The organism is Rothia sp. SD9660Na (genome assembly GCF_030064065.1).
GTDB lineage: Bacteria > Actinomycetota > Actinomycetes > Actinomycetales > Micrococcaceae > Rothia.
Genome location: NZ_CP125946.1, coordinates 1,224,261 through 1,244,625, shown reverse-complemented (window position 1 = coordinate 1,244,625; position 20,365 = coordinate 1,224,261). Strand labels below are relative to the sequence as shown.

The window sequence follows — 20,365 nt, the reverse complement described above, 5'->3', positions numbered from 1 at the left end:
ACACCCCGTCCCACGATTCGGATGGGCCATGACAAGGAGACCGCATGCGAGTACTAACCGTAATCCCTACCTACAATGAGAAGGAAAACCTTCCCATTGTAGTAGAGCGCCTGCGAGCAGCCGTACCCGACTGCGACATCCTCGTTGTCGACGACAACAGCCCCGACGGCACCGGCCAGCTTGCCGGCTCCATGGCAGCAGAAGACAGCCACATCAACGTTCTCCACCGCACCGTCAAGGACGGATTAGGTGGCGCCTACCTGGCAGGCTTTGACTGGGGCCTAGAAGCTGGCTACGACGTGCTCGTTGAGATGGACGCCGACTGTTCCCACCAGCCCGAACAGCTGCCCCTGCTCCTGCAGGCTATCGAAAGTGGAGCCGACCTGGCTATAGGTTCCCGTTACGTATCCGGCGGCAAAACCAAGAACTGGCCCCTGCACCGCCAGATCCTTTCCCGCGGCGCCAACCTTTATACCCGCCTGATTCTGGGCACCAAGGTCAAAGACATCACCGCTGGCTACCGCGCCTACCGCCGCGAAGCCCTGCAGAAGCTCAACCTCGAAGGCATCGACTCCAAGGGCTATGTCTTCCAAGTCGATTTGGCCTGGCGCTCCGAGCAGGCCGGCCTGAAAATTGTAGAAGTACCCATCACCTTTGTAGAGCGTGAAATCGGCAGCTCCAAGATGGACGGCAACATCATCGTTGACTCCATGACCAAGGTAACCCGCTGGGGCCTGACCGCCCGAGCAGAGCGCGTCCGCTCCCTGATTAAGAAGTAATAGAAGTTAATAGACCAAGGGCCCCGCCAGTTATCTGGCGGGGCCCTTTACTTTCGGGGCTAGCCTAGAGGGCGTGACGCTCCCGGTAAATCTCAAGACGCTGCTGCAGGGTCTCTTCAAGTTCTTCTACGCTACGGCGCTCCAGGAGCATGTCCCAGTGGGTACGAACGGGCTTTTCAGCGTTCTCTTCGACCTTGCCGTCGCCAGAAACCAGGAAGGCTTCCTTGCCGGACTTGGCGGTCCAGGTTGCGGGAATCTCAGCTTCCTGCGCGAAGGTAACGAAGACTCGTTCACCGTCTTCGGTGCGGTATTCCACACGCTGGCGGGGAGCCGGCTCCACGCCTGATTCGGTTTCCATTGACTGTGAACCCAGGCGCATACCGCGCAGGCTGCGATCGCTCATTTTCTTCCTCCATTAACGGTGACTGAAGTGCTTGCAGGTCTGTAACTGCTCAAAGGCGGGTAAACCGTGCAGGCCAAATACCCATTATAACCCTTAGGTGCCAGGGGTGTGGGGGTCTGTGCCCTCAGCTGATTCGCTGGTAGGGAGCTCGCCCTCCTGAGGGATTTCAACGCCGCTGTCGAGCTTGTCGAGGTTGGGGTTGAGGTCTTCAGGGGTCACGCGGATCACCGGGGTGTCAACCAGGGGAGAGGACGGGGGAGTCGCAGGGGTAGATTCCTCCTCGGTCTCCGGTGCGCCCTCGTTACCCAGGGGTGAGAAGGCGTTACCGATACCGCGCAGAGCATCACCCAGCTCGGTAGGAATGAACCAGAGCTTGTTAGCATCGCCTTCGGCTAGCTTGGGTAGGGTCTGCAGGTACTGGTAGGTCAGCAGCTTCTGGCTGGGGTTCGAGGCGTGGATAGCATGGAAGACCTTCTGGATAGCCTGGGCTTCACCGTCAGCGCGCAGGATAGCTGCCTTAGCGTCACCCTCAGCGGTTAGAATCTGGGACTGCTTTTCACCTTCAGCTCGTAGAATCGCAGCACGGGAGTCACCTTCGGCGGTTAGAATCTGGGACTGCTTCTGGCCTTCTGCTGTCAGAATTGCGGCTCGGCGGTCACGCTCTGCTCGCATCTGCTTTTCCATGGAGTCTTGGATGGAGTGCGGGGGCTGAATTTCCTTGATGTCGACGCGGGAGACGCGGATGCCCCAGCGGCCGGTGGTGCTGTCGAGAACCCCTCGTAGCTCGCTGTTGATCTGGTCGCGGGAGATCAGGGTTTCTTCCAGGTTGAGACCACCGACAACGTTGCGCAGGGTGGCGCTGGTTAGCTCGTCTACTGCCTGGATGTAGTTGGTGATTTCGTAGGTTGCTGCCTTGGGGTCAGTCACCTGGAAATAGACCACGGTATCGATACCGACGACCAGGTTATCTTCGGTGATAACGGACTGGGCGGGGAAAGACACGACCTGTTCACGCAGGTCAATGAGGGGCAGGACGCGGTCGATAAAGGGAACGGTGACGTGGAAGCCGGGGTTGAGGGTGGTGTGGTACTTACCCAGACGTTCGACGATGCCAGCACGGGCCTGGGGAATAATGCGCACAGCCTTAAGTAGGGTGATGAGCACCAAGAGGACGAGGGCTGTCAGCAGGATAGTTGTGGTGATGGTTGAAGCTGTCATAGGTTACGACCTTAATCTTTAAGTTAAAGGTTATTTTTTGGTGTGAGGGGCTAGGTAGGCGGTTGCACCGCGAATAGCGACCACGGTTGCAGTTGATCCTTCGGGCAGAACTAGCTGGTTGCTTTCAGGGCGGGCCGTCCAGGTATCACCGGCGATACGGGCAAGACCGGCTTGCTCGGTGACTGTCTGGGTAATAAGAGCGTCCTGGCCAACCAGTCCATCGGAGTTCATTGCGATATTGGGTGAGCTTTGATGGAAACGCTTGATAAGCGGCGGGCGGAGCCCCAAGAGAAGGGCGATACTAACAATCGCAAAGAGAACAACCTGCCCAACGAAAGAATCGAGGAAGGTGGTGCTCAGTGTTGCCGACAGGGCAGCTAGGGCCATCATCAGAAAGACGAAGTCGAGCATCAAAATCTCGATAATGGCTAGAACAATCGCGGCGGTGAGCCAGAAAGCCCAGAGGTTCTGAGCGAACCAATCAATCATGTGTACCTCCCACAGGTCGATGTGTGTTGGTACTTATCTATTCTCCCTGATGCTGTTTCGCTGTGCTAGTCATTACGTGAGATATAAGGAGATTTGACCATCTCAGCAAGGTTTTCTATAAAGCCGATAATATACATTATGTAAAGTAGAGCTAAAAATGCTCCCCCTAGACGCTCTTGACTAGACCCGCAACTGCTGAGCTTGGCACTCCTGCGTTAGAGTAAAACTATGCTCAGTTCAGTTGATTCAGGTAAATATTTTTCCCAGCCCATCCGTGCCCTGGGTGACCTGGCCCTCGTCCTTCTTTTTATTACTATCGGGCTCATCAGCCACCAGGAACCGCTGTCCCAGCTGTTAGCCACCGCCGCACCTTTCTTGCTGGCTGCCTGTGCTGGCCATATTGGTGTGTGGGCCGTGAGTTCCAGGCGGCAGCTTCCCCTTTTGCTCGAAGGTTTTATGATGTGGGCCAGCACCTTGATGCTTGGACTAGGCCTGCGCCTCTCCTTTGGTGATACTGCCGCAACTGCTTTTGTTCTTGTCTCAGCTTTTACCCTCCTGGTTTTCCTGATGGGCTGGCGTCTTGTCCTTTGGTTTGTGCGCCGCAGGGCCTAAATTTCTCGATGTAGACAGTCTTTAAAAGGTGTGGCCCCAGACTTTCTGGGGCCACACCTTTTTGTTGTTATTTACTGTTGCTGTAAGCGATCCAACATTCAAGCACATCCTTAGCTTTACCTGATTCCACTGAATGGCGAGCGTCCTGTAGGGCTTCCTCAAAGCGCTCTGCGAAAGGCCTGTTGTTGACCGGGCGGTAGGCTGTCAAGCCTGCTGCGGCATTCAGCAAAACCGCGTTGAGGATTGGACCGGGAGCCCCGTCAAGAACCTGGTGAACGACCTGCGCGTTATGCTGGGCGTCTCCCCCGCGTAGATCGTCCAGACTGGCGCATTCAATACCAAAATCGGTGGGGGTTAGTGAATGGTGCTCAACTCCCCCATTGAAGGTTTCCCAAACTTGCGACTCACCGGTAATGGTGATTTCATCCAGGCCGTCATTCCCGTGGAAAATCAGAGCATGGTCGCCGCGGGAAGCGAAAACGGCGGCAATTTTCTCGGCCATCTCGGGGTCTGCTACACCGATAGCTGAAGCCCGGACCCGAGCGGGGTTGGTCATGGGGCCGAGATAATTGAAGGCTGTAGGTACGCCAATGGAGCGGCGGGCAGGCGCTACGTGCCGCATTGAGGGGTGGAAGACCTGGGCGAACAGGAAGGTGATACCAGCAGCATCCACAGCACCTGCCACATCTTTAATGTTTAGGTTTAGATTTATGCCTAGCTCAGCCAGTACATCTGCACTTCCACTTGATGATGAAGAGGCTCTGTTGCCGTGCTTGATGACGGGCACGCCCGCCCCCGCAATTACCAGTGAGGCCATAGTGGAAATATTGACGGTATTTTGCTGGTCCCCCCCGGTGCCCACAATGTCTACAGCATCTCGGGTGACTTCTATGCGTTCTGCCTTGTCAAGCATGCCTTGTGCTAGCGCAGCAAGCTCTTCAGGGGTTTCACCTTTAACATGAAGTCCAACCAGGAAAGCTCCGATAATAGCTTCCGGGGTTGAACCCGCCATGATGTCTTGCATGGCCCAGTTAATCTGGTCTGACGAAAGGTCCCGCTGGGCTACGAGCTGATTGAGAATGAGTTTCCACGTGATGGTGCCTGTCATGGCTCACATTCTACGGTTCTTTTAGCCCCCGAGCGAGCTCGTGAGACGGATGCCCGCTGGGACTTTCCACACCAGGGTGGCTGGTCGTTGGGTTACGCAAGTTTTACACACAACGTGTCGCCAAGCCTGTGCTAAAAACCCCTAGATTAGGGGGAAGATATGCAGGATTTACAACACACCTCCTAGCAAACCCCCTTACCTATTGGTTCACGGGCACTTTTACAGACATAATGTCTATGTGACAACTGCAACCCATACCCCAAGTAAGTCGGCACATGCCGCTCTGAATCGACCCAACCAGGTGTCTGTCGGCACCGTCGTTTGGCTTGCCTCAGAGCTCATGTTCTTCGCCGGCCTGTTCGCAATGTACTTCACTCTGCGCGCTTCTCGCCCCGACATTTGGGCTGAGAACACCCCGCTGCTTGAAGTCCCTCTCGCTCTCGCCAACACCATCGTGCTGGTGCTGAGCTCTGTTACCTGCCAGTTTGGTGTTTTCAAGGCTGAACAGCTCAAGCCCCGTCGCACCGGTTCCCTCTTCAATGTCCGTGAATGGGGCATGGTTGAGTGGTTCCTGCTCACCTTCATCATGGGTGCGTTCTTCGTATCCGTCCAGGCTTACGAATACGCAAACCTTGTAGCTGAAGGTATGACTATCGCCTCAAGTGCTTACGGCTCAGCTTTCTACATCACCACCGGTTTCCACGCACTCCACGTAACCGGCGGCCTGATCGCCTTCCTGCTGATCATCGGTCGTGCCTATGTTGCTAAGCGTTTCGGTCATTACGAAGCAACCTCAGCAATCGTTGTTTCTTACTACTGGCACTTCGTAGACGTCGTCTGGATCGCCCTGTTCCTTATCGTCTACTTCCTCAAGTAACCGGTAACCGCTAAAAGTAAACCAACTAGCACACACACAAAGGAACAACGACGTGAAGGCACTTTCTCAAAAGCGACGTCATCCGCTCGCAGCTCTCGTGTTGCTTGCCCTTGCCCTCCTCCTATCTGGTGGCCTCTACGCAGTTGCCACGGCTACTAACGAGGCTCAAGCCGCTACAAGCACCACCTACACTGCAGAAGACATCTCAGAAGGCCAGAAACTCTTTCTGGCCAACTGTGCAACCTGCCACGGTACTAACGCAGAAGGCTCAGTAGACGGCCCCTCACTGATCGGTGTTGGTGCAGCTGCTGTTGACTTCCAGGTAGGCACCGGCCGTATGCCCATGCAGATGCAGGGCGTTCAGGCTCAGCTGAAGCCCGGCCAGTTCAACGATGAGCAGACTAAGCAGCTCGCAGCCTACGTTGCATCACTCGGTGCAGGCCCCACCATCCCCGAAGAAGAGTACCTCGATGTTTCCAAGGGTGATGCAGCCAACGGTGCAAAGGTATTCCTCGCAAACTGCGCTATGTGCCACAACGCTGCTGGCGTTGGTGGTGCTCTGACCCGCGGTAAGTTTGCTCCTACCCTGATGGGCGTTTCAGAAAAGCACATCTACGAGGCTATGGAAACTGGCCCGCAGAACATGCCTGTCTTTAACGACGCAAACATCACCCCCGAAGAAAAGCGCGATGTCATTACCTACCTGAAGTCCCAGGAAGTTAACGCATCTGTTGGTGGTTTCAAGCTTGGCTCACTCGGCCCCGTGTCTGAAGGTCTTCTGATCTGGACCCTCGGCCTGGTCATCGTCATTGCATTCACCCTCTGGCTGACTTCACGAGCTGCATAAGCTCACGCACACACATAAATTTCGTACCAAGGAAGATTTGAGGCAACACATGGGAAACCATAGTGACGGCGCACATGAAAAGGTTGCCGTAGTTACCTCTCAAGAGGCAAGTCAGGAGAAGTTCACTAACCCCGGACTTCCCCCGCATGCTCCCCGACTCACCGACGTCGATTCCAAAAAAGCTAAGGGTGCCGAGCGACAGGTAGTTCTGCTATTCGTCATCTCCATGCTGGGCTCCCTGCTTTTCTGGATTGGTTACTTCGGTGTAGAGGTAAGCGGCAACTTCTACGATGTCATGAACCCCGAAGCAAACAACATGCTTCGTCTGCAGAACCTTCTGCTGGGTCTCGGCATCGCTTTTGCCATGTTCGGTATCGGTATCGGTATCGTCCACTGGGCACGCTCACTCATGCCCGACCACGAAATGGTCGAAGAGCGTCACGCGGTTACTTCTGAAGAGGACCGCGCAGAGGCTCAGGAAATCGTTGAAACCATCATCGAAGAATCAGGCATCAAGCGTCGCCCGCTTCTTCGTAACACCCTCATCGGTTCCGTCATCCTCGCTCCCCTGACCTTCGTCACCCTGTTCCGTGACCTGGGCCCCGCAGACCCCTCAGTACTCAAGTACACCCTGTGGGACGAAGGCGTCCGCCTCGTGCGCGACCCCTCCGGCACCCCCATCAAGGCTGCCGACGTTACTCTGGGTTCTGCCTACCACGTCCTGCCCGAAACCCTCTCTAGCCTGACCCACGAGAACGGCTACCTCGAGGAAAAGGCCAAGGCCGTTGTACTGCTCATGCGTCTGGATCCCGCTGACATCAAGAAGGTCACCCCCGGTCGCGAAAACTGGAACGTTGACGGCATCTACGCCTACTCCAAGGTTTGTACCCACGTAGGCTGCCCCATCGCTCTGTACGAGCAGCGCACCCACCACCTGCTCTGCCCCTGCCACCAGTCAACCTTTGACGCGGCAGAAGAGTGCAAGGTTATCTTCGGCCCCGCAGGTCACGCCCTGCCCCAGCTGCCCATCGCAGTTGACTCCGAAGGCTACCTGATCGCCCAGAGTGACTTCCACGAACCCGTTGGCCCCGGCTACTGGGAGCGTGCAAAGCACATCAAGGAAATGGCAGGTGAAGCATAATGTCGACTTCAATGCAGTCTGATTACAAGGCAAAGACCTCAACCGGTCGTATCGCCCACTACGTTGATCAGCGTGTTGGTGCTTCAGGCATCATCAAGGAATTCGGTCGCAAAATCTTCCCAGACCACTGGTCTTTCATGTTCGGTGAAGTTGCGCTCTACAGCCTGGTTATCCTGATTATCTCAGGTACCTTCCTGACCTTCTTCTTCAACCCCACCATGGTGTCGGTAACCTACGACGGTTCCTACGTCCCCATGAAGGGCACCCACATGTCTGCCGCTTACGCCTCTACCCTGGACATCTCCTTCGACGTCCGTGGTGGTCTGCTCATGCGTCAGATTCACCACTGGGCAGCTCTGATGTTCATGATGGCCATGACCGTGCACATGCTGCGCGTCTTCTTCACCGGCGCCTTCCGCCGTCCTCGTGAACTGAACTGGGTTGTTGGTTGCACCCTGCTCATCATCGGTATCCTGGCTGGTTTCACCGGCTACTCACTGCCCGATGACGTGCTCTCAGGTAACGGTCTGCGCATTATTGACGGTATTTTCAAGTCAATCCCGCTGGTTGGTACCTACATCTCGCTCTTCTTCTTCGGCGGCGAGTTCCCCGGTACCGCTGTGATTGGTCGCCTCTACACCCTGCACATCATGATTATCCCCGCGATGCTTCTGCTGCTCGTGGCTATTCACATGTTCATGGTTGTACTGCACAAGCACACCCAGTACCCCGGCCCTGGCCGCACCGAGAACAACGTCGTTGGCTTCCCCGTAGGCCCCGTCTACGCAGCCAAGGCTGGCGGTTTCTTCTTCATCGTGTTCGGTATCATCGCCTTCCTCGGCGCAACCTTTACCATCAACGCGATTTGGAACTACGGCCCCTACGACCCCTCACCGGTACAGGCCGGTACCCAGCCTGACTGGTACGTAGGCTTCGGCGACGGCGCCCTGCGTCTGTGGCCCGGCGTCTGGCCCTGGCCCTGGGAATTCGAGTTCCTCGGTGGCACCTGGGTTCTGAGCGTCCTTCTCCCCTTCGCTCTGATGGCTGGCTCAGTCATGATGGCCATGGTCTTCTGGCCCTGGATCGAGCAGTGGGTAACCAAGGATAACCGCGTCCACAATATCCTGGATCGCCCCCGCAACGCCCCCTTCCGTACCGGTGTGGGTGTAGCAGGCATCATTGGCTACGCAGCGCTGATGATTGCGGCAAGCTCCGACCTGATCGCAACTCACTTCCACGTATCGCTGAACGACGTTGCCTACTGGCTCCGCTTTACCTTCGTATTCGGTCCCCTCATTGGCTTCTTCATCACCCAGCGCATCTGCCTGGCTCTGCAGCGTAAGGACCGTGAGCTCGTACTGCACGGTATCGAAACCGGTAAGGTCGTCCAGCTCCCCCACGGTGAGTTCATCGAGGTTCACAAACCTCTCGATGAATACCGCCGCTACGAGCTGGTCTCCTTCGAGTCACCCGAGCCCATCCCGGCTCAGCCCAACAAGAAGGGCAAGATTGGCCTGATCGAGAAGACCCGCGCAGGTCTCTCAAAGATCTGGTTCGAAGACCGCGTAGTTGCCGTAACTCCCGCTGAGCTCGAAGCAGCTCACCATGAGCACCACGGTGTACATGAGGTTGACGGCCACAAGGCTGACTCAATCGAAAAATAACATACGGTTGTAGTAACAGTGTGGGGCACCCCTAACGGGGTGCCCCACACGTGTTTTAACGGGCTAACGCTAAGTTATCCATAACCTGGCCAATCTTCGCCTCTACGGGCTTCCTACGCCTTGCAAGCGCCAAAGACTAGTCGGTGGGCGGGTTTGGGGCTGTTGCCCTGCACGGCTATGACAGTTCTGAAATAAGTAGCGCACTCCCGAGGCTGCGTGTGCGGGGCCCGCTCTGCGCAAGAAGCAGGGGGATAAGCTGGCTCTCCCCTAGCTCAAGGGAGGCCTTATCCTTTGAACGAACTGCTTTTCTGTATATCGAGGGTGCAGGCCAAAGCGCGCCGTTTCAACCGGGGGTCGTGTCGCCGAGCGCCCGCCACAAGGAATGGCCTCCCAGCTCAAAGAGCCATGTTGGCGGGCGCTCTTGGCTGGTAACCACATCAGTTAAAGATTCTTTAAGCGGTTCGGCGTGTCGCACCCCTAGGGTGGGCTGGCAGGGTCAGGCTGGCTCTGTGCCGTCCTGTGCCGTCCTGTGCCGTCCTGTGCCGTCCTGTGCCGTCCTGTGCCGTCCTGTGCCGTCCTGTGCCGTCCTGTGCCGTCCTGTGCCGTCCTGTGCCGTCCTGTGCCGTCCTGTGCCGTCCTGTGCCGTCCTGTGCCGTCCTGTGCCGTCCTGTGCCGTCCTGTGCCGTCCTGTGCCGTCCTGTGCCGTCCTGTGCCGTCCTGTGCCGTCCTATCACACTCCCCTCAGTGCTCTAGAAACGGCACAAAAAAGGGTGGGGCCCCTATCCGAGAGGATAGGGGCCCCACCCTTTGAGCCAGGTAAGACTTTTAGTGGGCGTGGTCGCCGCGGTTGTATTCGTAAACCCAACCCAGAACAGCTGCTGCTGCGAAGGGGATGGCGATGAGTACAATCCACCAGTCGATAGCCAGACCTACAACAACGATGGTGCAAGCAGCACCGATGAAGAGGGGCCACCATGACCACGGTGAGTAGAAGCCGTAGTCGCCAGCGCCATCAGCGATTTCACCTTCGAGGTTCTCGTAAGGCATGTCGGGGTGCTTCTTGTCGGTGAAGTTCAGGAAGTACCAGAGGAAGAGACACATCACGGCGGTAGCCAGAATCGCGGGGAAACCGGCCCACTCGGTGAAGTCAGTCATCAGACCGTAGACGATGCCAACGGGAATCAGGAAGACGCCGATGAAACCGAAAATCTTAGCAAGAAGTTTCACAGTGGCCTCCTAGCGTGCAGTTGCCTGGCGGGCTGCTGCAGCGATGTCGTTGTTGGTGGACAGTTCAGGGTGGTGCAGGTCAAGTGCAGGACGCTCTGAACGGATACGGGGCAGGGCGGTGAAGTTGTGACGCGGGGGCGGGCAAGAAGTTGCCCATTCCAGTGAGCCACCGAAGCCCCAGGGGTCATCAACCTCAACACGCTTACCGTTGCGGGCGGTGGTGTAGACGTTCCAGAACCAGGGAATCATGGAGATTGCCAGAATCATGGAGCCTACGGTTGAGAGCTGGTTCATCCAGGTGAAGCCATCTTCAGGCATGTAGTCTGCGTAGCGGCGGGGCATGCCGTCGACACCGAGCCAGTGCTGGATGAGGAAGGTCATGTGGAAGCCGATGAAGAGCAGCCAGAAGTGAATCTTGCCCAGGCGCTCGTTCAGCATCTTGCCGGTGAACTTGGGCCACCAGAAGTAGAGTGCTGCGAACATACCAAAGACGAGGGTACCGAAGATGACGTAGTGGAAGTGAGCGACCACGAAGTAGGAATCTGACAGGTGGAAGTCTAGCGGCGGGGTTGCCAGGATAATACCGGTAATACCACCGAAGAGGAAGGTAATCAGGAAGCCGATAACCCAGAGCATGGGGGTCTCAAAGGTGATGGACCCCTGCCACATGGTACCGATCCAGTTGAAGAACTTCACGCCGGTAGGAATACCGATCAGCATGGTCATGAAGGAGAAGAAGGGCAGCATGACCGCGCCGGTAACGTACATGTGGTGTGCCCAAACAGTAACTGACAGAGCCGCAATAGCGATGGTTGCAAAAATCAGACCCTTGTAACCGAAAATCGGCTTACGTGAGAAGACGGGGATGATTTCTGAAACGATGCCGAAGAAGGGCAGAGCCAGAACGTAAACCTCGGGGTGACCGAAGAACCAGAAGAGGTGCTGCCAGAGGACGGCGCCACCGTTTTCGGGGTCAAAGATGTGGCCACCGAGACGGCGATCCATACCGAGGGCGAACAGGGCGGACGCCAGCGGCGGGAAGATCATGATGATCAGGATTGCGGTAATCAGGGTGGTCCAGGTGAAGACCGACATACGCCACATGGTCATGCCGGGGGCGCGCATGCAGAGGATGGTGGTCAGGAAGTTAACGCCACCCATGATGGTGCCGAAGCCCTGAAGAGCCAGGCCGAAGATCCAGAGGTCACCGCCGACAGAGGGGCTGTAGGTGGTGCTGTTCAAGGGGGCATATGCGAACCAGCCGAAGGACGCTGCACCCTGGGGGGTGAGGAAGCCAGCGATGGCTACCAGTGAGCCGAACAGGAAGAACCAGAAGGCCAGGGAGTTCAGGCGGGGGAAGGCAACGTCGGGTGCACCAATCTGCAGGGGTACCAGGACGTTAGCGAAACCGGTGAACAGCGGGGTACCAAACATGAGCAGCATCAGGGTGCCGTGCATGGTGAAGAGCTGGTTGAACTGTTCCTTGGTTTCGAGGAACTGCATACCGGGGGTGAAGAGCTCCAGGCGCATAAGCAGAGCCATGACACCGGCAAAGCAGAAGAAAATAAACGCGGCGATCAGGTACATGTACCCGATGGTCTTGTGGTCGGTGGAAGTCAGCCAATTGACGATGATTCGTCCCTTGGACTTAGGAACCACCCGCGGGACAACGCTACCGGTTGTCTCAGCTGAATACTCAAGAGTAGTCACGGGTTACCTCTTAGTTGTTGGTGTTCATGTTGGGGTTACGGTTGTACTCGTCACCCAGACGGCCAATGTTGCCTTCATCTTCCAGTGACTGGATGTAGGCGTCGTAGTCTTCCTGGCTGACAACTTCAACGTTGAAGAGCATCTCTGAGTGGTACTCACCGCAGAGTTCGGCGCACTTACCCTGGTAGCGAGCGGGCTCGGAACCGGTGGTGAAGTACATGTGGTTGGTCATGCCGGGAATGGTGTCGCGCTTCTCAAGGAAGGCGGGAATCCAGAAGGAGTGGATGACGTCACGGGACTTGAGCTGCAGGTCTACGGTTGAGTTGACCGGCAGGTAGAGGGTGGGGAGGGTTTCCTCAACGCCTACGTTGCCTTCTTTGTCGAGGCGAGCCTGGACGCCGGCAAAGTAGACGTTTTCGTCGAGGTAGTTGAAGTCCCATGCCCACTGCTTACCGTAAACCTCGATGGTGACATCGGCGGTTTCAGACTTGGGAGCGGTGATGTCGCGCTCGGCACGGTCTGAGAAGGTGAAGAAGCTGACGATCAGGATGATCGGGATAGCGGTGTAGAAAATTTCCAGCGGAGCGTGGTAGCTCACCTGGCGGGGGTAGCCGGTTTCGTACTTGCGACGGCGGTAGGCGATGATGCACCAAAGCATGAGGCCCCAGGTCACAAGACCCACAGCCAACGCGGCGATCCATGTACCAATCCAGAGGTCCATGATGGTATCGGCGTTATCGGTTACACCACGCTGAGTGGGCAGCCAGCCCACTGATGCCTGTTCTGAACAACCGGTCAAGAGCAGCGCTGAAACGGCTGTGGCAGCGGCTACTGCCTTGCCCTTAAGCCCCTTGCTGCTGGTTCGATGCTGCGAACTCACAGACGGCCCTTCCTGTAGCGATGTGCGTGTCACCTGGTGCTGTGTGTGGACAGCATTAACCCAGGTGTTAATTCTTTCAATACGAGCTTACCCTCAAACGGGCGTTTCTGGTGACAACCTGTCAACGAACTGACGTGTCATTACATAAGTATTTCATGTTTGGGTGGGCTGAAACAGAAAAGTGGGGGTATGCCGGAGCATACCCCCACTTCTGAAGCGGGCTGGACGGACGCTTAGTGGAAGGAATCTCCACAGGCGCAGGAGCCCTGGGCATTGGGGTTATCGATGGAGAACCCCTGCTTCTGAATGGTGTCTTCGAAGTCGATGGTTGAGCCGTCCAGGTAGGGAACACTCATGCGGTCAACGATGACTTCTACGCCGTCGAAGTCACGGACGGCGTCGCCGTCGAGCACGCGCTCATCGAAGTAGAGCTGGTAAATCAGGCCTGAACAACCGCCGGGCTGGACGGCGATGCGTAGGCGCAGGTCGGTGCGTCCTTCCTGCTCAAGCAGGGAACGAACCTTACCGGCTGCAACCTCGGTGAGGTTAACGCCGTGAGTGGGGAGATCTTCAAGTACTGCCTCAGACATAAGCAATCCTTTCGTGGGGTGTTTTGATGTCAATCTTACGCCACTTGGGTGCGGGGCGCGAGATGTTCGCAATCAAGTGAATTCCCTAGTTGGCGGTGTGAGCTGCCGCCAGCATGAGGGCTTCAGCCAGGATTGCCTTTTGGAAGTCGGGGATAAACAGAGACTCATTGGCGCTGTGGGCACGGGTGTCGGGGTCTTCGATGCCGGTAATCAGAATGTGGGCCTCGGGGTAGACCTCGGTAAGGGTCGCAATGAAGGGAATGGACCCGCCCATGCCGGTGGTGACAGGCTCAACCCCCCAGGCCTCCCCCAGCGCCGCCAGGGCTAGCTGGGCGCCGCTGCCAGAAAGGTCGGCCTGGTAGGGCTGACCGGAGTCTTCGGCATGGTAAGTCACCTCTGCCCCGTGATGGTTGTGGCGGGCAAAGTGCTCGGCAAGTGCCTGGTGGGCCGCAGCGGGATCCTGGCCGGGAGCCAGACGGACGCTGATGCGCGCCTTGGCTGTAGCAGCAATAGTATTTGAGGACTCGGCAACCGAGGTGATGTCCATGCCGATGACAGAGATAGCGGGTTGGGACCAGAGGCGGGAGGAAATGGAACCCTGACCTGCCAGTTTCATGCTGTCGAGAATGCCAGAATCAGTGCGGAAATCAGCCTCAGGGTATTCAACGTCAGGTTCAGGTGCAGTAACCAAACCTTCAACTACAACTGAACCTTGAGTATCATGCAGGGTGGCTAGTAGCTGGATAAGGACGGTATTGGCGTCCAACAGGGGCCCGCCGAACATGCCGGAGTGAACCGAGTGGCTGCTCACACGTACAGAAATATCACCGCTCGCTACACCACGCAGGCCCGCGGTAAGGGCCGGTACGCCGGTTTTCCAGTTAGCCGAGTCTGCTACAACGATGTAGTCGCCAGCAAGCTTGTCGCGGTAGGTATGCAGGAAGCTATCAAAGCTGGGGGAACCGGCCTCTTCCTCACCCTCGATAAAGAGGGTAACGCCAACCTTAAAGTCGTCGCCCAGTACTTCACGCGCAGCCTTATAAGCGGCCAGATGGGCGATGACGCCGGCCTTGTCGTCCGCAGCTCCGCGGCCGTAGAGACGATCGCCCTTACGAGTGGCGACAAAAGGCTTGGTCTCCCAGAGGGAGCGGTCGCCAGCTGGCTGTACATCGTGGTGGGCATACAGCAAGAAGGTGGGGAAACCAGGCGCAGCCGGTGAGTGGGCTACGACCGCAGGCATACCCTGCTGGCCTTCCCCGTAGGTTGCTGAGAGAATCTCAACGCTTTCAAAACCGGCTTCCTCTGCCAGGCTCTTCACCTTTTCAGCACTGCGCTGTACTTCGGTAAGATCAAAAGACTCCCAGGCGACAGAAGGGATCGCCACGAGCTCAGCTAGATGTTCAAGCTGAGCTTCAAAGTTCTCCTCGATGTAGGTTGCTAGAGCCGGGCGGGCAGAAAAATCAAAATCGTGTGTTGTCATACATCTCAGAATACGCTCTGACTGTATATCTACGCACGAACTTGGTTATTCTTAAGGAGTGTTTGGTCGTAATAAGAAATCATCAGAAAATGCTGGTTCTGTGGTTGCCGACGCTACCCCGGTAGCAAGCGAAACCCCTGAAACCACCCAGCCGGGGTACACCGCGCCCAAGGGGCGTCCTACTCCCTCCCGTAAAGAACGTGAAGCTGCCCGCCGCACTCCCCTGGTTCCCGCAGACCGTAAGGCTGCAAAGGATGCCCAGCGTGAAGCTGACCGTGAGTTCCGGGCAAAGCAGCAGCAGGCCCTGCAAACCGGCGATGAGCGCTACCTGCCCGCCAACGATCGTGGCCCCCAGCGCCGCTACATCCGCGACTACGTTGATGCCCGTTTCAACGTAGGTGACATCATGATCATCGTTATTCTAGCTGTCTTCATCGTGGGCCTTTTCTCCCCCAGCATGCAGCAGTACACCATCTTGCTGATGTGGGGCATGATTTTGCTCTGGGTTATCGACTACATAATTATGTGGCGCGGGCTCAAGAAGAAGTTGACCGAAAAGTTTGGCTCCATTGAGCCCCGCTCCGGCTTCTACGCCTTCAACCGCGTCATGATGGTTCGTCGTTTCCGCCTACCCAAGCCTCAGGTTAAGCGCGGCGAATACCCCAAGTAAGGCCACGGCGGAGTAAATCCGCTAGCTTTCAACCTTAAATTCAAAGGGGCGCTACCTCTTACGAGAGGTAGCGCCCCTTTGTGTCATGATCTCACGTGTCTAGTCTAGCGGGTTTTCCGCAATTTCAATAGTCCGCGATTAATATGAGCTGCCCATAGGGGGCCTTCGTAGATGAAAGCAGAGTAACCCTGCACCAGATTGGCGCCCGCATCCAGGCGGTCGGCGACGTCCTGAGCGGTGGTAACGCCACCTACCGAGATAAGTGCCAGCTGGTCCCCCACCTCAGCCTTCAGCAGGCGGAGAACCTCAAGGGAACGCTTCTTGAGGGGCTCGCCTGAGAGGCCACCCGCACCAATTTCCTCAACCTTAGCTTGAGGGATAACCAGGCCCAGCCCATCACGGGCAATCGTGGTGTTCGTGGCGATAATGCCGTCTAACCCCAGACGCAGAGCCATCGCGGCAACGTCCTTAATATCTTCATCGGCCAGATCAGGAGCAATCTTCACGACCAGGGGCACACGGCGACCCTGCACGACGCGGTCGGCTTCAGCACGTACAGCCTCAAGTAGAGGTTCAAGGGTCTCAATCGCCTGAAGGTCACGCAGCCCCGGGGTATTCGGCGAGCTGACATTCACAGCAAGATAGTCAGCCTGAGGTGCAAGAACCCGAGTGCTCACCAGGTAGTCCTCAATGGCGTCCTCAAGGGCTACCACCTTGGTTTTACCAATATTGACACCAATGACGGGGCGTACCTTACCCCGATATTCGGCTTCAAGGTCCGCACGGGCAGCTGCAACACGGGGCCCAGCTGCTGCCGCACCGTCGTTATTGAAGCCCATGCGGTTAATAATGGCCTTATCATCTACCAGGCGGAAAAGACGGGGCTGGGGGTTACCCGGCTGAGCCTGACCGGTAATCGTACCGATTTCAATGTGCCCAAAGCCCAGGTTACCAAGCGCCGGAATTGCCTTACCGCCCTTATCAAAACCAGCGGCAACACCGAAGGGGGAAGGGAAGGAAAGGCCCATGACCTCGGTAGCCAGTGACGGGTGAGGCGCAAAGTAGCGCCCCCCCAGACGAGAAATACCGGTGCGGCGAAGGGTCTGCACCCCCCACATGCCCACATGGTGCGCCTTCTCGGTGTCCATGGGTTTGAAGAAGAGTTTGAACAGGGTTGGGTAGATCCGCATATCGGACCCCTTTCAGCCGCGGCTTTCGCCTAGTGTGGGAGGAAACTTAGGGTTGGGTCACCTTATCAACGGCCCCACCGTAGCGGCGGTCACGGCGAGCGTATTCTTCTACCGCCTGCCACAGTACCGTACGGTCAACATCGGGCCAGAGCACGTTCATAAAGACCATCTCGGCATAGGCGCTCTGCCAGAGAAGGAAGTTAGAGAAACGCTGTTCACCAGAGGTGCGGAGGAAAAGATCAACGTCGGGCAGGTCAGGCTCGTCGAGGTAGTTCTGGAAGATTTTTTCGTTGACGTGCTTGGGCTTGAGACGGCCAGCTGCGACGTCCTCGGCAATCAGGGCGGCGGCGTCCGCAATTTCTGCCCTACCCCCGTAGTTGACGCACATAGTCAGGGTGCACAGGGTGTTGTGCTTGGTTTCTTCTTCGCACTTTTCGAGCAGGTTGATAACCGACTTCCAGAGCTTGGGCCGACGGCCAGCCCAGCGGATACGAACCCCCCAGCTCTTGAGGGTCTCTAGCTGACGTTCTAGAACCTCAGAAGAGAACCGCATGAGGAAGGCAACCTCGTCGGGGCTGCGGCGCCAGTTCTCGGTTGAAAACGCGTAGGCAGAAACATAGGGAATACCCATTTCGATAGCACCAGCTACTACATCGAGCAGGGCTGCTTCACCAGCCCGGTGGCCCTCATTGCGGGGTAGGCCGCGTTCGTTGGCCCAGCGTCCATTGCCGTCCATGACCACGGCCACGTGCTGGGGCACGAACTTGCGCGGAATCGTAGGGGCTACAGCGCCGCTGGGGTGGCTGTAGGGCTTCACCGGTGTCATCTACTAGATTTCCTTCTCTAGGGTGGTCAGGGTTTTGAGCGGCCGCTCAAGCTGCCACTGCACATAGTCCATGATATGCCGTTCTGCCCTCTGCCGGAGTGCGGGTGGGTGCTCATTCAAAATACCGGGCCAGTCGCCGGTGGCTAGAGCCGCTAAATAGGCCGGTTCTTCAGGAGCCAAGGGGCTGAGCTGGGGGAAGTCCCCGGTGCGCGCACACCCGGTACACAGCACCCCCAGGGAGGGGGAAAAATAGGTGAGGTCATCCAGGCTGCCGCAGGCGGCACAGGCACCAATGGCCATACTCCAGCCCGCCCTGTGAAGGGCTCGTAGCAGGTAGGAATCAAGGACGCGGTGGGGCGGGTAGGTGCCCCGCGCTAGGGCTGAGAGGGCACCGGCTAACAGCGTGAACTGCTCCTCTAAGCACTCTTGCTCGTGGTTGAGAAGTTGCTCTGCCACCTCGGCTAAGACAGCCGCGACCGTGTATCGGGTGTAATCGTTGATAATCAGCCCCAAATAGGCTCGGCGGGTAACAACCTGCGAAATCGTGGCGAGGTTTTTGCCGGGGGCCACCGAAATATCGACCAGCATAAAGGGCTCGAGTCGGGCACCAATCTTTGAGCTACTCTTGCGCACCCCCCTCGCTACTGCATGTAGAATCCCCCGCTGCCGGGTAGCCAGGATAATAATGCGGTCGTGCTCCCCCAGATCCTGGGTACGCAAAACAATAGCGTTATCACGAATGGTCTTAGTCGTAGATAGCGCTGAAGTCACGTCTTTATTCTCCCACATTCAGTGTGCCAGGTCTCTACCCTGACCTGTTATACGGGGTACTGTCAAAAGGTGGGCCGTACCGGAAGTCCCGGCACGGCCCACACTTAAGCTCTACTCAGCAGAGTCACGCAGCGCGCGGTTCACCGCTGAAATCATCGCCTTGAGTGAAGCACGGGTAGTTGAACTGTCGATACCGACACCCCACAGCACCCGGCTACCCACCGCCGCCTCAATGTACGAGGCTGCCTGGGCGCTCGCAGCAGAAGCCAGGGTGTGCTCTGAGTAGTCGAGCACGCGGACGTCCACGCCCTCCTTGGCCAAAATTGACTGCAGGGCCTCAATGGGGCCGCTACCCTGACCCATACGATTGTAGGTATGGCCAGCAATATTTAGGCCCACCCGCATGGTGGTCTCTCCGTGCTCCTCAGAGTCAATAGAGAGCGATTCAATGCGGTACTTACCCCAGCGGGCGTCCGCCTCCCTGCTCGGCAGGTACTCATCGGCAAAAATATCCCACAGGGCCTTGCTCTCAACCTCGCCACCCTGGGCATCGGTCTGAGCCTGCACAATAGCAGAGAACTCCTGCTGGGCGCGCTTGGGCAAATCGAGCCCAAAGTCCTTCTTGAGCAGATAGGCCACACCACCCTTGCCCGACTGGGAGTTCACACGAATCACAGCCTCGTAGGTGCGGCCCAGATCCTTGGGGTCAATGGGCAGGTAGGGAACAGCCCAAACCAAATCATCGACGCTCTTACCCTGCTCGGCAGCGTCCTTCTCCATACGCTCGAAGCCCTTCTTGATGGCGTCCTGGTGGGAGCCTGAGAAGGCGGTAAAGACCAGGTCGCCGCCGTAGGGGGAACGCTCGTGGACGGGCAGCTGGTTGCAGTACTCAACGGTTCGACGAATCTCGTCGATATCGGAGAAATCAATTTCGGGGTCGATACCCTGGGTGTACATGTTCAGGCCCAGGGTAATCAGGTCGACATTGCCGGTGCGCTCGCCATTACCAAAGAGGCAGCCCTCGATACGGTCTGCGCCGGCCAGGTAACCCAGCTCGGCCGCAGCTACACCGGTGCCCCGGTCGTTGTGGGGGTGCAGGGAGAGAATAACGTGCTCCCGGTTGGTCAGGTTGTGGCTGACCCACTCTACGGAGTCGGCATACACGTTAGGGGTAGCCATCTCAACGGTGGCCGGGAGATTGATAATAACCTCGTTACCTTCGCCAATACCCAGCTCATCGGTGACAGCGTTGCAGACCCGCACCGCGTACTCCAGCTCGGTGCCGGTGAAGGACTCAGGCGAGTACTCGTAGGTGATCTTGGTGTCGCCAGCCAGCTGCTCTTCGTACTTCTTGCAGAGACGGGCACCGGTGAGGGCAATATCCAAGATGCCGTCCTGGTCCTGGTTGAAAACCACGCGGCGCTGCAGTACAGAGGTGGAGTTGTAGAAGTGGACGATAGCCTTGGGGGCCCCGTCGATAGCCTCAAAAGTCTTCTGAATCAGGTGCTCACGGCACTGCACCAGCACCTGAATGGTGACGTCGTTGGGAATGTGGCCCTCCTCGATGAGGGTACGCACGAAGTTAAAGTCGGTGGCTGAAGCTGAGGGGAAGCCAACCTCAATTTCCTTGTAGCCCATCTTGACTAAGAGCTTGAACATGGCCAGCTTGCGCTCGGTATCCATGGGGTCAATCAGGGCCTGGTTACCGTCACGCAGGTCAACAGCGCACCAGCGGGGGGCCTTTGTCATAGTCTTGTTAGGCCAGGTGCGGTCGGGCAGGGAAACCTGAATCTGCTGGTCAAATGGCACGTACTTGTGCACAGGCATGGGTGAGGGCTTCTGAAAGTTTTTCATCGTGATGACCTTAGATGTTGAGATCGGTG

General features: G+C 57.2%; 20 protein-coding genes. 7 read left to right on the top strand and 13 right to left on the bottom strand.

Annotated elements, in window-relative coordinates:
• Positions 1-44 precede the first annotated feature (44 nt).
• Positions 45-779 carry a polyprenol monophosphomannose synthase gene (locus QM007_RS06060; RefSeq protein ID WP_283489142.1) on the top strand — a complete coding sequence of 245 codons (735 nt, stop codon included), beginning with the start codon at positions 45-47 and terminating at the stop codon, positions 777-779.
• A 64-nt stretch (positions 780-843) separates the two neighbouring features.
• On the opposite strand, the gene QM007_RS06055 is transcribed toward QM007_RS06060, so the two are convergent.
• The 3 genes from QM007_RS06055 to QM007_RS06045 form a co-directional block, all read right to left on the bottom strand.
• Complete coding sequence (locus tag QM007_RS06055) at positions 844-1,182, bottom strand: RNA polymerase-binding protein RbpA (RefSeq protein ID WP_135011868.1); 339 nt, start codon at positions 1,180-1,182, stop codon at positions 844-846.
• A 93-nt stretch (positions 1,183-1,275) separates the two neighbouring features.
• Positions 1,276-2,400 carry an SPFH domain-containing protein gene (locus QM007_RS06050; protein WP_283489141.1) on the bottom strand — a complete coding sequence of 375 codons (1,125 nt, stop codon included), beginning with the start codon at positions 2,398-2,400 and terminating at the stop codon, positions 1,276-1,278.
• 30 nt (positions 2,401-2,430) lie between these two features.
• On the bottom strand, positions 2,431-2,889 hold the full coding sequence (locus tag QM007_RS06045; RefSeq protein WP_283489140.1) for an NfeD family protein: 459 nt from the start codon (positions 2,887-2,889) through the stop codon (positions 2,431-2,433).
• A 228-nt stretch (positions 2,890-3,117) separates the two neighbouring features.
• Between QM007_RS06045 and QM007_RS06040 the strand changes: the two genes are divergently transcribed.
• Positions 3,118-3,501: a DUF3054 domain-containing protein gene (locus tag QM007_RS06040; RefSeq protein ID WP_283489139.1), complete on the top strand. Its 384-nt coding sequence runs from the start codon at positions 3,118-3,120 to the stop codon at positions 3,499-3,501.
• Between the two features lie 67 nt (positions 3,502-3,568).
• Here QM007_RS06040 and trpD read toward each other — a convergent pair whose 3' ends face one another.
• Positions 3,569-4,609 (bottom strand): anthranilate phosphoribosyltransferase, encoded by a 1,041-nt coding sequence (gene trpD, locus QM007_RS06035; RefSeq protein WP_283489138.1) that lies wholly within the window; start codon positions 4,607-4,609, stop codon positions 3,569-3,571.
• A 238-nt stretch (positions 4,610-4,847) separates the two neighbouring features.
• Between trpD and ctaE the strand changes: the two genes are divergently transcribed.
• Genes ctaE through qcrB form a run of 4 tightly spaced genes read left to right on the top strand, consistent with a single transcriptional unit; the run spans position 4,848 to position 9,138 of the window.
• Positions 4,848-5,486: an aa3-type cytochrome oxidase subunit III gene (gene ctaE, locus QM007_RS06030; protein ID WP_185172915.1), complete on the top strand. Its 639-nt coding sequence runs from the start codon at positions 4,848-4,850 to the stop codon at positions 5,484-5,486.
• A gap of 52 nt (positions 5,487-5,538) precedes the next feature.
• Positions 5,539-6,333, top strand: a complete 795-nt coding sequence (gene qcrC / locus QM007_RS06025) for a cytochrome bc1 complex diheme cytochrome c subunit (RefSeq protein WP_237193731.1) — start codon at positions 5,539-5,541, stop codon at positions 6,331-6,333.
• A gap of 49 nt (positions 6,334-6,382) precedes the next feature.
• Positions 6,383-7,474 carry a cytochrome bc1 complex Rieske iron-sulfur subunit gene (gene qcrA / locus QM007_RS06020; protein WP_283489137.1) on the top strand — a complete coding sequence of 364 codons (1,092 nt, stop codon included), beginning with the start codon at positions 6,383-6,385 and terminating at the stop codon, positions 7,472-7,474.
• Positions 7,474-9,138 (top strand): cytochrome bc1 complex cytochrome b subunit, encoded by a 1,665-nt coding sequence (qcrB, locus tag QM007_RS06015; RefSeq protein ID WP_283489136.1) that lies wholly within the window; start codon positions 7,474-7,476, stop codon positions 9,136-9,138. The genes qcrA and qcrB overlap by 1 nt, the downstream gene beginning before the upstream one ends.
• 825 nt (positions 9,139-9,963) lie before the next feature.
• Here qcrB and QM007_RS06010 read toward each other — a convergent pair.
• From QM007_RS06010 to QM007_RS05990, 5 genes are all read right to left on the bottom strand, one after another.
• On the bottom strand, positions 9,964-10,365 hold the full coding sequence (locus QM007_RS06010; RefSeq protein WP_283489135.1) for a cytochrome c oxidase subunit 4: 402 nt from the start codon (positions 10,363-10,365) through the stop codon (positions 9,964-9,966).
• 9 nt (positions 10,366-10,374) lie between these two features.
• Positions 10,375-12,075: an aa3-type cytochrome oxidase subunit I gene (ctaD, locus tag QM007_RS06005; protein WP_283489134.1), complete on the bottom strand. Its 1,701-nt coding sequence runs from the start codon at positions 12,073-12,075 to the stop codon at positions 10,375-10,377.
• Between the two features lie 10 nt (positions 12,076-12,085).
• Positions 12,086-12,955 carry an aa3-type cytochrome oxidase subunit II gene (gene ctaC / locus QM007_RS06000; protein WP_283489133.1) on the bottom strand — a complete coding sequence of 290 codons (870 nt, stop codon included), beginning with the start codon at positions 12,953-12,955 and terminating at the stop codon, positions 12,086-12,088.
• 233 nt (positions 12,956-13,188) lie between these two features.
• Positions 13,189-13,545 carry a HesB/IscA family protein gene (locus tag QM007_RS05995; RefSeq protein ID WP_283489132.1) on the bottom strand — a complete coding sequence of 119 codons (357 nt, stop codon included), beginning with the start codon at positions 13,543-13,545 and terminating at the stop codon, positions 13,189-13,191.
• A gap of 85 nt (positions 13,546-13,630) precedes the next feature.
• A complete protein-coding gene (locus QM007_RS05990) occupies positions 13,631-15,025 on the bottom strand; it encodes a M20/M25/M40 family metallo-hydrolase (RefSeq protein ID WP_283489131.1) in 1,395 nt (464 codons plus the stop codon).
• Between the two features lie 100 nt (positions 15,026-15,125).
• On the opposite strand from QM007_RS05990, the gene QM007_RS05985 reads away from it, so the two are divergent.
• Positions 15,126-15,695, top strand: a complete 570-nt coding sequence (locus QM007_RS05985; protein ID WP_283489130.1) for a DUF3043 domain-containing protein — start codon at positions 15,126-15,128, stop codon at positions 15,693-15,695.
• 104 nt (positions 15,696-15,799) lie between these two features.
• Here the strand turns inward: QM007_RS05985 and QM007_RS05980 are convergent, their stop codons facing one another.
• From QM007_RS05980 to leuA, 4 genes are all read right to left on the bottom strand, one after another.
• Complete coding sequence (locus tag QM007_RS05980; protein WP_283489129.1) at positions 15,800-16,885, bottom strand: quinone-dependent dihydroorotate dehydrogenase; 1,086 nt, start codon at positions 16,883-16,885, stop codon at positions 15,800-15,802.
• Positions 16,886-16,931: 46 nt separating this feature from the next.
• Positions 16,932-17,711 (bottom strand): isoprenyl transferase, encoded by a 780-nt coding sequence (locus QM007_RS05975; protein WP_283489128.1) that lies wholly within the window; start codon positions 17,709-17,711, stop codon positions 16,932-16,934.
• Positions 17,712-17,714: 3 nt separating this feature from the next.
• Positions 17,715-18,482 (bottom strand): DNA repair protein RecO, encoded by a 768-nt coding sequence (gene recO, locus QM007_RS05970; RefSeq protein ID WP_283489127.1) that lies wholly within the window; start codon positions 18,480-18,482, stop codon positions 17,715-17,717.
• Between the two features lie 111 nt (positions 18,483-18,593).
• On the bottom strand, positions 18,594-20,336 hold the full coding sequence (gene leuA / locus QM007_RS05965; protein ID WP_283489126.1) for a 2-isopropylmalate synthase: 1,743 nt from the start codon (positions 20,334-20,336) through the stop codon (positions 18,594-18,596).
• Positions 20,337-20,365 lie beyond the last annotated feature (29 nt).

What these genes read in the sequence shown, in the direction of transcription:
- QM007_RS06060 (WP_283489142.1), top strand. Translation starts at nt 45, where the DNA reads ATGCGAGTACTAACCGTAATCCCTACCTACAATGAGAAGGAAAACCTT.
- QM007_RS06055 (WP_135011868.1), bottom strand. Translation starts at nt 1,182, where the DNA reads ATGAGCGATCGCAGCCTGCGCGGTATGCGCCTGGGTTCACAGTCAATG.
- QM007_RS06050 (WP_283489141.1), bottom strand. Translation starts at nt 2,400, where the DNA reads ATGACAGCTTCAACCATCACCACAACTATCCTGCTGACAGCCCTCGTC.
- QM007_RS06045 (WP_283489140.1), bottom strand. Translation starts at nt 2,889, where the DNA reads ATGATTGATTGGTTCGCTCAGAACCTCTGGGCTTTCTGGCTCACCGCC.
- QM007_RS06040 (WP_283489139.1), top strand. Translation starts at nt 3,118, where the DNA reads ATGCTCAGTTCAGTTGATTCAGGTAAATATTTTTCCCAGCCCATCCGT.
- trpD (WP_283489138.1), bottom strand. Translation starts at nt 4,609, where the DNA reads ATGACAGGCACCATCACGTGGAAACTCATTCTCAATCAGCTCGTAGCC.
- qcrA (WP_283489137.1), top strand. Translation starts at nt 6,383, where the DNA reads ATGGGAAACCATAGTGACGGCGCACATGAAAAGGTTGCCGTAGTTACC.
- qcrB (WP_283489136.1), top strand. Translation starts at nt 7,474, where the DNA reads ATGTCGACTTCAATGCAGTCTGATTACAAGGCAAAGACCTCAACCGGT.
- QM007_RS05995 (WP_283489132.1), bottom strand. Translation starts at nt 13,545, where the DNA reads ATGTCTGAGGCAGTACTTGAAGATCTCCCCACTCACGGCGTTAACCTC.
- QM007_RS05990 (WP_283489131.1), bottom strand. Translation starts at nt 15,025, where the DNA reads ATGACAACACACGATTTTGATTTTTCTGCCCGCCCGGCTCTAGCAACC.
- QM007_RS05980 (WP_283489129.1), bottom strand. Translation starts at nt 16,885, where the DNA reads ATGCGGATCTACCCAACCCTGTTCAAACTCTTCTTCAAACCCATGGAC.
- QM007_RS05975 (WP_283489128.1), bottom strand. Translation starts at nt 17,711, where the DNA reads ATGACACCGGTGAAGCCCTACAGCCACCCCAGCGGCGCTGTAGCCCCT.
- leuA (WP_283489126.1), bottom strand. Translation starts at nt 20,336, where the DNA reads ATGAAAAACTTTCAGAAGCCCTCACCCATGCCTGTGCACAAGTACGTG.